3 protein-coding genes, 6 tRNA genes, 3 rRNA genes and 1 pseudogene are annotated in these 12501 nt (G+C 58.7%); 8 read left to right on the top strand and 5 right to left on the bottom strand.

The window, feature by feature from the left end; genetic code table 11:
• Positions 1 to 52 precede the first annotated feature (52 nt).
• Complete coding sequence (locus BKX93_RS08430; RefSeq protein ID WP_070979499.1) at positions 53 to 1138, bottom strand: ABC transporter substrate-binding protein; 1086 nt, start codon at positions 1136 to 1138, stop codon at positions 53 to 55.
• A 120-nt stretch (positions 1139 to 1258) separates the two neighbouring features.
• Between BKX93_RS08430 and BKX93_RS08425 the strand changes: the two genes are divergently transcribed.
• On the top strand, positions 1259 to 1939 hold the full coding sequence (locus tag BKX93_RS08425; RefSeq protein ID WP_070979497.1) for a response regulator: 681 nt from the start codon (positions 1259 to 1261) through the stop codon (positions 1937 to 1939).
• Positions 1932 to 3332 carry a sensor histidine kinase gene (locus BKX93_RS08420; protein WP_070981745.1) on the top strand — a complete coding sequence of 467 codons (1401 nt, stop codon included), beginning with the start codon at positions 1932 to 1934 and terminating at the stop codon, positions 3330 to 3332. Before BKX93_RS08425 ends, BKX93_RS08420 begins: the two co-directional genes overlap by 8 nt.
• A 45-nt stretch (positions 3333 to 3377) precedes the next feature.
• On the opposite strand, the gene BKX93_RS08415 is transcribed toward BKX93_RS08420, so the two are convergent.
• The 4 genes from BKX93_RS08415 to BKX93_RS08400 form a co-directional block, all read right to left on the bottom strand.
• Positions 3378 to 3464 (bottom strand) — tRNA-Leu (locus BKX93_RS08415).
• Positions 3465 to 3526: 62 nt separating this feature from the next.
• A tRNA-Leu gene (locus tag BKX93_RS08410) sits at positions 3527 to 3613 on the bottom strand.
• 35 nt (positions 3614 to 3648) lie between these two features.
• Positions 3649 to 3735, bottom strand: a tRNA-Leu gene (locus BKX93_RS08405).
• 51 nt (positions 3736 to 3786) lie between these two features.
• Positions 3787 to 3873 (bottom strand) — tRNA-Leu (locus BKX93_RS08400).
• Between the two features lie 73 nt (positions 3874 to 3946).
• Between BKX93_RS08400 and rnr the strand changes: the two are divergent.
• The 6 genes and pseudogenes from rnr to rrf all read left to right on the top strand — a co-directional run.
• A pseudogene (gene rnr / locus BKX93_RS08395) lies at positions 3947 to 6418 on the top strand (ribonuclease R); the annotation flags it as partial.
• A gap of 866 nt (positions 6419 to 7284) precedes the next feature.
• Positions 7285 to 8820, top strand: a 16S ribosomal RNA gene (locus BKX93_RS08390).
• A gap of 93 nt (positions 8821 to 8913) precedes the next feature.
• Positions 8914 to 8990 (top strand) — tRNA-Ile (locus BKX93_RS08385).
• A 3-nt stretch (positions 8991 to 8993) separates the two neighbouring features.
• Positions 8994 to 9069: transfer RNA gene (locus BKX93_RS08380), tRNA-Ala, on the top strand.
• Positions 9070 to 9324: 255 nt separating this feature from the next.
• Positions 9325 to 12215, top strand: a 23S ribosomal RNA gene (locus tag BKX93_RS08375).
• A 123-nt stretch (positions 12216 to 12338) separates the two neighbouring features.
• Positions 12339 to 12453, top strand: a 5S ribosomal RNA gene (gene rrf, locus BKX93_RS08370).
• The 16S, 23S and 5S rRNA genes sit together here with 2 tRNA genes alongside, the layout of an rRNA operon.
• Positions 12454 to 12501 lie beyond the last annotated feature (48 nt).

Raw genomic sequence — 12501 nt, 5'->3', positions numbered from 1 at the left:
AGTATGGCGTCCGGCGCGGAGGCGATGCGGCGCGCCGGACGGGGGGATGCGCTCAGTTTTTCAGCGATTGCTGCCAGTTGCGCATGAAGTCCAGCCGCTTGGCCTGGTCGAGGTAAACCAGCAGGCCGGGGCCGATCTGGATGGGCTTGATGCTGCTGCCCAATTGCTGGTTCAGCGCGGACAGGGAGGCTGCGCCGCCGACGTCGGATCGCAGCGAGAACAGGTCTGCTTGATTGGCGAGGATGTCCTGGCCGCGCTTGGACAGCAGGTAGTCCAGCCACAGGCGGGCGGCGTTGGGATGCTTGGCTTTCTTGGACACGATGGCCAGCCGGCTGGCGACCTGGGTGTAGTCCTTGGGATAGACGTAGCCGATGGACGGGTCCTTCTTGGCCTTGGCGAAGGCGTAGGAGCCGAGGATGTTGTAGCCGATCAGGTTCTCGCCGGAGGAGATGCGCTCCATCATCGCTCCGGTGGACGTCTGCAGCTTGACGCCGGATCGGCCCAGCGCGCGCACCAGGTCCCATACGCCTTGCTGGCTGTAGCGGTAGTCCTGGGTCAGGAAGTTGAAGCCGACGCCGGAGCGCTCGATGTCGTAGGTGGTGACCTTGCCTTTGAAGCGCGAGGGATTGGCTTTCAGGATGCGGATCAGGTCGGCGCGGGTCTGCGGAATTTCTTCAGGTTTGAGCAGGCGCTTGTTGTAGACGATGGCCACCGGTTCGTAGGTGGTGGCGTAGGCTTGTTGCTGGTAGTGGGCCCACTTGGGCAGATTGGATGTCTCGGGCGAGGCGTAGCTGGCGGCGTAGCCGTCGTTGACCAGCTTGACCTGCAGGTCCATCGCCGAGCTCCACACGAGATCGGCGCTGGCGCTGTTGGCCGCGTTTTCGCTGATGAAGCGGTTGTAGATCTCGGTGGTGTTCATGTCGTGGTATTCCACCTTCACCGCTGGATACAGCGACTGGAAGTCCTTGAGCAGCGGCCGCGCGACGGCGCTGTCGGTGGCGGAATAGATGATCAGCTTGCCTTCCTTGGCCGCGGCGGCTTCCAGATTCTGATAGCTGGACGGATAGTGCGCCGGCGCCGCCCAGGCGGAGCCGCTTAACGCCGCGACGCAGAGTGATAGTTTCAGCTTGCCTTGCATGATGCCTTCTCCTGTTGGAGCCCTGACCGGGCCCGTCTTGATTCCGCGGCTCTATTGGCTGCGGTCTGGCAAGCATGGTATTAGAGTAAACCTTTCAATCCGCTTTCAGCTTGGCAAGTCATGCGCATTCTCCTGGTGGAAGACAATCTGGCTCTGGCCGAATCCCTGCTCAAAGCCCTGACGCAGGCGGGTTTCGCCGTCGACGCGATGCATGACGGCCAGGACGCCGATCATGTGCTGCATACTCAGGACTACGCGCTGGTGATCCTGGACCTGGCCCTGCCCAGGCTGGATGGCTGGGAAGTGCTCAGACGTTTGCGGGCCCGCCGCAAGTCGGTGCCGGTGCTGATCCTGACCGCGCACGGATCCGTGGAGGACCGGGTGCGGGGGCTGGACATGGGGGCGGACGACTACTTGTCCAAACCGTTCGACCTGGTGGAGCTGGAGGCCAGGGTGAGGGCGCTGATACGCCGCAGCCACGGCCATGACCACAATCTGCTGGCGGTGGGCGGGCTGAGCTATGACGGCGGCAGCCGCGTGTTCACGCTGGCGGGCCAGGCCTTGAAGCTGACTCCGCGCGAGCACGCGGTGCTGGAGCTGCTGATGCTGCAGGGCGGCAAGGCCATCAGCAAGGACGCGCTGTCCGAGCGCATTTTCGGCCTGGACGAATCCGGCAGCGCGGAAGCTATGGAAATCTACGTGCACCGGCTGCGCAAGAAGCTGGCGCACGGCGACGTCGGCATCGTCACCTTGCGCGGCCTGGGCTATCTGCTGGCGCGGATGGATGGCGGCCATGGCTAACGGCCAGGCTTGGCGGCGTCCGGACAGCCTGCGGCTGCGCTTGTTGTGGGGGCTGTTGCTGCCCTTGCTGCTATTGCTGTCGCTGGACGCCTATCTGACTTATCAACGCAGCCTGGCCGGCGCCAACGCGGCATTCGACCGCATGCTGCACACCTCGGCCCGAGCCATCGCCAACGGCATCAGCAGCCACAGCGGAGAAATCCGGGTGGACATCCCGTACTTCGCCTTGCAGATGTTCGAGAGCAATGCCGCCGGCAAGGTGTTTTACCGGGTCAGCGACGAGAAGGGCAGGGTGCTGACCGGCTACGAGGATTTGCCGGCGCCGGCGAGAAAGGGCGCGGGCGCGCCGGCGCTGCAGTTTTCCGACGCCGACTATCTGGGCGAGGAGGTGCGCCTGGTCAGCCTGCGGCAAACGGTGCGGGACATGCTCACGTTGCGGGACCAGGATGTCTGGGTGCAGGTGGCGGAAACGCCCGAATCGCGGCAGGAGCTGGCGCGCAGCCTGTTGTTGGGCTCTTTGCTGCAGGAAATCCTGCTGGTGTTGACGCTGCTGCTGATTGTCTCGCTGGCGGTAAGCAGGGGACTGCGGCCCTTGCGGCGTTTGTCGGCCGAGGTAGCGTCGAGAAACGAAGACGATCTGGAGCCTCTGCCCAAGGCGGGGCTGCCCAGCGAGCTGGCGCCGCTGGTGGACGCGCTCAATCTGCACGGCGAGCGGCTGCAGCGTTTGTTCGCCGCCCGCCGCCGCTTCATCGACGATGCAGCCCATCAGCTGAAGACGCCGCTGGCCGTGATGCAGACCCAGGCGGAACTGGCTTTGCGCGAGGAGGAGCCAGCCGAACAGCGGCGGCAACTTCGTCGATTGCTGGCTGGCCTGCGGCAGGCGGGGCACATGGTCGCGCAGTTGCTGCAGATGTCGCGGCTGGAGCCGGACAACGGCCAGCCCATCGCGCTGGAAATGGTGGACGCGGCGGCGCTGGCGCGCGAGGTGGCGCTGGAGTGGGCCGCCGCCGCTCATGAGCGCGGCGCGGATCTGGGATATGAGGGCGAGGACAGCGTTTCGGTTCGCGGCAATCGCGCCCTGCTGCGCGAGTTGCTGAATAATCTGCTGGACAACGCCTTGCGCTACGCAGGAGAGGGGGCGGTAGTGACGGTGGCGGTGCGGGATGGGCAGCGCGCTTGCCTGGAGGTGAGAGACAGCGGGCCAGGCATTCCGCAAGCGGAGCGGGAAAAGGTGTTGCTGCGATTTTATCGGTTAGCGGGAGAGAGGCGCGAAGGCAGCGGATTGGGGCTGGCCATCGTCAGGGAGATCGCGGGCCGGCATGGCGCGCGCTTGTCGCTGGATCAGGCGATGGAGGGCGGATTGCGGGTGAGCGTGTATTTTCCGGAGCGCTGAAAAACGAAAACCCCATTGCCGAAGCAATGGGGTTTTCGTTGAATTTGGTGCCCAAGAGAAGACTCGAACTTCCACACCCTTGCGGGCGCTAGGACCTGAACCTAGTGCGTCTACCAATTCCGCCACCTGGGCTAAAACTTTAAATTGTATTGCTGCTGAAATCTGGAACTGAAAGCGTCAGATTTTAAAATATCTGGTGCCCAGGAGAAGACTCGAACTTCCACACCCTTGCGGGCGCTAGGACCTGAACCTAGTGCGTCTACCAATTCCGCCACCTGGGCATATTGCTTCGGTACTGCCGATTTTTAATCTGTATTGGTGCCCAAGAGAAGACTCGAACTTCCACACCCTTGCGGGCGCTAGGACCTGAACCTAGTGCGTCTACCAATTCCGCCACCTGGGCCAACCAGATTTTCATGATGCCAGCTTGGCGACGGGCTTACAATAGTAAGATTGGTGCCCAAGAGAAGACTCGAACTTCCACACCCTTGCGGGCGCTAGGACCTGAACCTAGTGCGTCTACCAATTCCGCCACCTGGGCGTCGCTTTGCTGTATCATTCTGTTGCATCGCTGCAACGAGAAGCGAATTATAGACATAATTCTGAGGGTGTCAATGGCTCAAACCTCAAAAAAGCAAAAAAGTCCTTCCCTCCGCGAACAGGATCCATTCCTCGAGAGGGAAAAACTCAAATATTCCAATCCCTTGCCCAGCCGCGAGTTCATCATGCAGATTCTCGCCGAGCAGGGGGTGCCGTTATTCCCGGGTGAATTGGCTAGCATGTTGTCGATTCACGGCGACGAATCATCCTTCTTTGAACGCCGTCTGCGCGCGATGGAGCGCGATGGCGAAATCATCATCAATCGTAAGGGCGCGGTCTGCGTCGCCCAGAAACTCGATCTGATCCGCTGCAAGGTTTCCGGCCACCGGGATGGCTTCGGTTTCGCCATGCCCGATGAAGGCGAAGGCACGGGTAGCGACATCTTCCTGCCCGAGCGTGAAATGAGGAAGGTGATGCACGGCGACCGCGTGATGGTGCGGCCGTCCGGCGTCGACCGCCGCGGCCGGCAGGAGGGGCGGATCGTCGAGGTGCTGGAGCACGCGGTGACCAAGCTGGTCGGCCGCATCCAGCATGAGCGCGGCGTGTGGGTGGTGCGCCCGGAAGACCGCCGCATCAATCACGACATCCTGATCGAGCCGGGCGGCGACGCCGGCGCCAAGGATGGCCAGGTGGTGATGGTGGATATTCTGCAGCAGCCGGACGCCCGCCATCAGCCGGTCGGCAAGGTGGCCGAGGTGCTGGGGAATTACGCCGATCCGGGGATGGAGATCGAGATCGCGCTGCGCAAGCACGCGCTGCCGCACCGCTTCCCGGACGACGCGCTGGCTCAGGCCAAGGAAACGCCGAAGAAGGTGCGCAAGAAAGACTGGACCAAGGACCGCGTCGATCTGCGCGAACTGCCGCTGGTGACGATAGACGGCGAAACCGCGCGCGATTTCGACGACGCGGTATATGCCGAGCAGCAGGGCAAGGGCTACCGCCTGGTGGTGGCGATCGCCGATGTCAGCTTCTACGTGCAGCCGGGCGACGCGCTGGACAAGGAGGCGCTGGATCGCGGCACTTCGGTCTATTTTCCGCGCCGGGTGATCCCGATGCTGCCGGAGGCGCTGTCCAATGGCATCTGCTCGCTGAATCCCGACGTCGAGCGCATGTGCATGGTCTGCGACATGCAGATCAACGCCAAGGGCGAGGTCAAGAAGTACAAGTTCTATCCTGCGGTGATGCAGTCCAAGGCCCGCCTCACCTACAACCAGGCGTGGGATTGGCTGCAGAACGGCACCGACCATCCGATGCTGCCGCAGGTGAAGGACCTGTACGCGCTGTTCAAGATCCTGCTGGCCGCGCGCTCCAAGCGCGGCGCCATCGAGTTCGACTCGGTGGAAACGCAGATGATCTTCAATGAGCAGGGCAAGATCGAGCGCATCGTGCCCATCGTGCGCAACGACGCGCATCGCTTGATCGAAGAGTGCATGCTGGCGGCCAACGTCTGTTCCGCCGATTTCCTGCAGAAAAACGGCCACAAGGCGCTGTACCGCGTCCATGAGGGGCCGACTGAAGAGAAGCTGGAAAACCTGCGCACCTATCTGCGGCTGGTCGGCCTGGTTCTGGGCGGCGGCGACAAGCCCTCCGCCAAGGATTACGGCAAGCTGGCCGAGCAGATCCACGGGCGCCCGGATGCTCCGGTGCTGCAGACCATGTTGTTGCGCTCGATGCAGCAGGCGGTCTACACCCCGGACAACCACGGCCACTTCGGCTTGGCTTACGAAGCCTATACCCATTTCACCTCGCCTATCCGCCGCTATCCGGATCTGCTGGTCCATCGGGCGATCAAGGCGGTGTTGAAGGGCGGCAAATACAAGCCGGGCAAGTGGGCGCAGCTCGGCGTGCACTGCTCGATGGCCGAGCGGCGCGCCGACGACGCCAGCCGGGACGTCGAGTCCTGGCTCAAGACCTACTATATGCGCGACAAGGTCGGCGAGATCTTCCAGGGCAAGATCAGCGCGGTCACCAGCTTCGGCGTATTCGTGCTGTTGGACGATGTATATGTCGAAGGGCTGGTGCACATTTCCGAGCTGGGCAAGGACTACTTCCATTTCAAGAAGGATGTGCAAGCCATCGTCGGCGAGAAGAGCGGCGTTCAGTACCGGCTTGGCGATGTGCTGACTGTCAAGGTGATGGGCGCCAATCTGGAAAGCTCCCAGGTGGATTTCGCGCTGTTCAAGGACTCTCCCGCGGCGCAAGAGGCGGCCGAGGGCGCTGCCGAGAAGCGGGGCTCAGCCCGTTCCAGCCGCCGCCGTCGCGGTGGAAAAGCCGAAGGAAGCGCAGGGTCGCATGTTGCTGCAGCGGCGCCGGCGAGTGGCGAGCCGCCTGAGTCGAAGCCGGCCGGTTTGCCGCCGGCGCCGGCGGGACGCAGGCGTCCCGCCCAGCCAGCCGGAGAGAGGAGGGCTGCTTCTGTGCCGGCGGCAGACCAGGCAGCCAAGCCTGCGGAAGGCAATATGTCAGCTGCAAAAGCCGAGAGCGCGGCGCCTGAGACGGGCACCCCGGCAACCAAGCCCGCAGGCCTGCCGGCCGCGCCGAAGGGGCGAACCCGCTTGGCCAAGCCGGCTGTCGGCGAGACGGGGAAGGCACCCGCTCCCGCGGCCCGGCAGACCTCCAAGCCGGTGGAGGGCCAAAAAGCCGAAGGAGCGGTGTCCAAGCCCGCAAGCGCGCCGGCCGCGCCTAAGGGGCGAGTCCGTTCAGCGAAGCCGGCCGAAGAAAAGCCGGCTGGCGCTTCGGCTCCAAAGGCTTCTCCGGCTGCAGCCAAACCGCCGGTCCGTCGTCAGACTGCGAAGGGTGGCCAGGATGCTCCGCCGGCGGTCGCTCCGACTCAAGAGCCATCTCAAACGCAGTCGGCGGCGCGCAAGCGCGGCAGCGGCAGGAGCATTGTCAAAAAGCGTGCTGGCGAGGAGTGATCAGCTGTTATCTATATTAATAGGTATAAGCAAACCGGCTCGAATCCATGATTCGAGCCGGTTTTGTTTGGCGGCGACAGCTCTGGAGTGTGGCTCATGGGGAGGCGTTTTGCTTTTTCATGAAAATCCCTCCCGGCCCCTTTTATTATAAATCAACGCCTTGCGCGTATCAGCCGAAGAAAGTTCATTTTTTCTCGCAAAAGGTGTTGACGGGTCAGGGGCCCGGGCGTATAGTTCGCCTCCTCAGCTGACGCAGCGAACGAAACAGCGGAAACGAAACGGTTCCGGTGAGGGTGACGCAGCGGACGGCACAGCTCTTTAACAGAACGAATAACCGATAGGTGTAAGTGCTTGGCGAAAGCCGAACACTTGCACTGCAAGAGACAAGAGATACTTGTTTATTTCTTTGAACTTGCGTGCCAGAAAATTTGCTTGAGATTGAACTGAAGAGTTTGATCCTGGCTCAGATTGAACGCTGGCGGCATGCTTTACACATGCAAGTCGAACGGTAACAGGGTGCTTGCACCGCTGACGAGTGGCGAACGGGTGAGTAATGCGTCGGAATGTACCGTGTAATGGGGGATAGCTCGGCGAAAGCCGGATTAATACCGCATACGCCCTGAGGGGGAAAGTGGGGGACCGTAAGGCCTCACGTTATACGAGCAGCCGACGTCTGATTAGCTAGTTGGTGAGGTAAGAGCTCACCAAGGCGACGATCAGTAGCGGGTCTGAGAGGATGATCCGCCACACTGGGACTGAGACACGGCCCAGACTCCTACGGGAGGCAGCAGTGGGGAATTTTGGACAATGGGCGCAAGCCTGATCCAGCCATGCCGCGTGTCTGAAGAAGGCCTTCGGGTTGTAAAGGACTTTTGTTCGGGAGGAAATCCCGCTGGTTAATACCTGGCGGGGATGACAGTACCGGAAGAATAAGCACCGGCTAACTACGTGCCAGCAGCCGCGGTAATACGTAGGGTGCAAGCGTTAATCGGAATTACTGGGCGTAAAGCGTGCGCAGGCGGTTGTGCAAGTCTGATGTGAAAGCCCCGGGCTTAACCTGGGAACGGCATTGGAGACTGCACGACTAGAGTGCGTCAGAGGGGGGTAGAATTCCACGTGTAGCAGTGAAATGCGTAGAGATGTGGAGGAATACCGATGGCGAAGGCAGCCCCCTGGGATGACACTGACGCTCATGCACGAAAGCGTGGGGAGCAAACAGGATTAGATACCCTGGTAGTCCACGCCCTAAACGATGTCAACTAGCTGTTGGGGGTTTGAATCCTTGGTAGCGTAGCTAACGCGTGAAGTTGACCGCCTGGGGAGTACGGCCGCAAGGTTAAAACTCAAAGGAATTGACGGGGACCCGCACAAGCGGTGGATGATGTGGATTAATTCGATGCAACGCGAAAAACCTTACCTGCTCTTGACATGTACGGAACTTGGTAGAGATATCTTGGTGCCCGAAAGGGAGCCGTAACACAGGTGCTGCATGGCTGTCGTCAGCTCGTGTCGTGAGATGTTGGGTTAAGTCCCGCAACGAGCGCAACCCTTGTCATTAGTTGCCATCATTAAGTTGGGCACTCTAATGAGACTGCCGGTGACAAACCGGAGGAAGGTGGGGATGACGTCAAGTCCTCATGGCCCTTATGAGCAGGGCTTCACACGTCATACAATGGTCGGTACAGAGGGTTGCCAAGCCGCGAGGTGGAGCTAATCTCAGAAAACCGATCGTAGTCCGGATCGCACTCTGCAACTCGAGTGCGTGAAGTCGGAATCGCTAGTAATCGCAGATCAGCATGCTGCGGTGAATACGTTCCCGGGTCTTGTACACACCGCCCGTCACACCATGGGAGTGAGTTTCACCAGAAGTGGGTAGGCTAACCGCAAGGAGGCCGCTTACCACGGTGGGATTCATGACTGGGGTGAAGTCGTAACAAGGTAGCCGTAGGGGAACCTGCGGCTGGATCACCTCCTTTCTAGAGAATGGCGATTGCCAAGCACTTACAGCCTATCGGTTATTTGTAGTTAAGGGCAGCCGGGTCGAGAGGCCTGGCGCAGAGAAGTTTACTGGGTTTGTAGCTCAGCTGGTTAGAGCACTGTGTTGATAACGCAGGGGTCGTAGGTTCGAGTCCTACCAGACCCACCAGTTGGGGGATTAGCTCAGTTGGGAGAGCACCTGCTTTGCAAGCAGGGGGTCGTCGGTTCGATCCCGTCATCCTCCACCACTCAATGCAAACAAAATCAAATTGAGAAGTTTGATTCTGTTTGCGTTGTATAAACGCCCGATCTTTAACAAACTGAAGAAGCCGAATATATTGAGACGGCGAGATGAAGGCATGCAGTTAATTCTGCATGCGGACAAATCGTCATCTTGGGTATTTGATTGTATCTAAGGCTGCGTCGCCATATCAAAAGGGGCGGTGCAGTCGTCGCACAAACACATCTTGTTGTTTTAGTGGTTTAGGCTGCTGAAATGATAGGGTCAAGCGACTAAGTGCATCTGGTGGATGCCTTGGCGATCACAGGCGATGAAGGACGTGTAAGCCTGCGAAAAGCGCGGGGGAGCTGGCAATAGAGCTTTGATCCCGCGATGTCCGAATGGGGAAACCCACCGCTTAGGCGGTATCCCTGACTGAATACATAGGTCAGAGGAGGCGAACCGAGTGAACTGAAACATCTAAGTAACTCGAGGAAAAGAAATCAACCGAGATTCCGTAAGTAGTGGCGAGCGAACGCGGAACAGCCTGTATGTGATAGAGATTGCGTTAGTGGAAGGTTCATGGAAAGGACCGCCGTAGTGGGTGATAGCCCCGTACACGAAAACGCATTCTTGGTACTAAGCATACGAGAAGTAGGGCGGGACACGCGAAATCCTGTCTGAATATGGGGGGACCATCCTCCAAGGCTAAATACTCGTGATCGACCGATAGTGAACCAGTACCGTGAGGGAAAGGCGAAAAGAACCCCGGGAGGGGAGTGAAATAGAACCTGAAACCGGATGCATACAAACAGTGGGAGCGGACTTGTTCCGTGACTGCGTACCTTTTGTATAATGGGTCAGCGACTTACGTTCAGTAGCAAGCTTAACCGAATAGGGGAGGCGTAGGGAAACCGAGTCCGAATAGGGCGCTTTAGTTGCTGGGCGTAGACCCGAAACCGAGTGATCTATCCATGGCCAGGATGAAGGTGCGGTAACACGCACTGGAGGTCCGAACCCACTAGTGTTGCAAAACTAGGGGATGAGCTGTGGATAGGGGTGAAAGGCTAAACAAACTCGGAGATAGCTGGTTCTCCCCGAAAACTATTTAGGTAGTGCCTCATGTATCACTTCCGGGGGTAAAGCACTGTTATGGCTAGGGGGTCATTGCGATTTACCAAACCATGGCAAACTCTGAATACCGGAAAGTGCGAGCATGGGAGACAGACGGTGGGTGCTAACGTCCATCGTCAAGAGGGAAACAACCCAGACCGCCAGCTAAGGTCCCAAATGATCAGTTAAGTGGTAAACGAAGTGGGAAGGCCCAGACAGCCAGGATGTTGGCTTAGAAGCAGCCATCATTTAAAGAAAGCGTAATAGCTCACTGGTCGAGTCGTCCTGCGCGGAAGATGTAACGGGGCTCAAACTGATAACCGAAGCTGCGGATGGGCGCGTAAGCGTCCGTGGTAGGGGAGCGTTCTGTAGGTCTGTGAAGGTGTCTCGTAAGGGATGCTGGAGATATCAGAAGTGCGAATGCTGACATGAGTAGCGATAAAGCGGGTGAAAAGCCCGCTCGCCGAAAGCCCAAGGTTTCCTACGCAACGTTCATCGGCGTAGGGTGAGTCGGCCCCTAAGGCGAGGCTGAAAAGCGTAGTCGATGGGAAACGGGTTAAAATTCCCGTACTTTTATGCAGTGCGATGTGGGGACGGAGAAGGTTAGGTCATCAGACTGTTGGAATAGTCTGTTTAAGCCGGTAGGCTGGAGTGGTAGGCAAATCCGCCGCTCCTTAAGGCCGAGAAGTGATGACGAGGGTCTACGGACCTGAAGTGACTGATACCACGCTTCCAGGAAAAGCCACTAAGCTTCAGCTGCATAAGAACCGTACCGCAAACCGACACAGGTGGGCAGGATGAGAATTCTAAGGCGCTTGAGAGAACTCAGGAGAAGGAACTCGGCAAATTGATACCGTAACTTCGGGAGAAGGTATGCCTGTTGAGGTGAATCCCCTGCGGGAGGAGCTTTGACAGGTCGCAGAGAATAGGTGGCTGCGACTGTTTAACAAAAACACAGCACTGTGCCAACACGAAAGTGGACGTATACGGTGTGACGCCTGCCCGGTGCCGGAAGGTTAAGTGATGGGGTGCAAGCTCTTGATCGAAGCCCCGGTAAACGGCGGCCGTAACTATAACGGTCCTAAGGTAGCGAAATTCCTTGTCGGGTAAGTTCCGACCCGCACGAATGGCGTAACGATGGCCACACTGTCTCCTCCTGAGACTCAGCGAAGTTGAAGTGTTTGTGAAGATGCAATCTACCCGCTGCTAGACGGAAAGACCCCGTGAACCTTTACTGTAGCTTTGCATTGGACTTTGAACAGACTTGTGTAGGATAGGTGGGAGGCTTTGAAGCTGAGACGCTAGTTTCAGTGGAGCCGTCCTTGAAATACCACCCTGGTGTGTTTGAGGTTCTAACCTTGGTCCGTGATCCGGATTGGGGACAGTGCATGGTAGGCAGTTTGACTGGGGCGGTCTCCTCCCAAAGTGTAACGGAGGAGTTCGAAGGTTACCTAGGTACGGTCGGAAATCGTGCTGATAGTGCAATGGCAAAAGGTAGCTTAACTGCGAGACCGACAAGTCGAGCAGGTGCGAAAGCAGGACATAGTGATCCGGTGGTTCTGAATGGAAGGGCCATCGCTCAACGGATAAAAGGTACTCCGGGGATAACAGGCTGATACCGCCCAAGAGTTCACATCGACGGCGGTGTTTGGCACCTCGATGTCGGCTCATCACATCCTGGGGCTGTAGCCGGTCCCAAGGGTATGGCTGTTCGCCATTTAAAGTGGTACGTGAGCTGGGTTCAAAACGTCGTGAGACAGTTTGGTCCCTATCTGCAGTGGGCGTTGGAAGTTTGACGGGGGCTGCTCCTAGTACGAGAGGACCGGAGTGGACGAACCTCTGGTGTACCGGTTGTCACGCCAGTGGCATAGCCGGGTAGCTAAGTTCGGAAGAGATAACCGCTGAAAGCATCTAAGCGGGAAACTTGCCTGAAGATGAGACTTCCCTGGAGGCTTGACCTCCCTGAAGAGTCGTTCGAGACCAGGACGTTGATAGGTCGGGTGTGGAAGCGCTGTGAGGCGTGAAGCTAACCGATACTAATTGCTCGTGAGGCTTGATCCTATCATTTGAGTAGCTTAGCAAGGCTAGGCGACGAGAGTGGATGTGCGAAGTACATCAAATACCGAATATATGCGGGTTGGTTGAATACCAGCCCAGGCTTCTTCCAGTTTGTGCCAGTTTATGTCTGGTGGCCTTAGCGAGGTGGTCCCACGCCTTCCCATCCCGAACAGGACCGTGAAACGCCTTAGCGCCGATGATAGTGTGGCATTCGCCATGTGAAAGTAGGACACCGCCAGACGCCCCATACGAAGCCCAGCTCACACGAGCTGGGCTTTGTGCTTTGTGC

Source organism: Chromobacterium vaccinii, assembly GCF_001855275.1.
Taxonomy (GTDB): Bacteria; Pseudomonadota; Gammaproteobacteria; order Burkholderiales; family Chromobacteriaceae; genus Chromobacterium; species Chromobacterium vaccinii.
The sequence above is the reverse complement of the archived record's forward strand: the minus strand, read 5'-3'. Positions and strand labels throughout refer to the sequence as shown.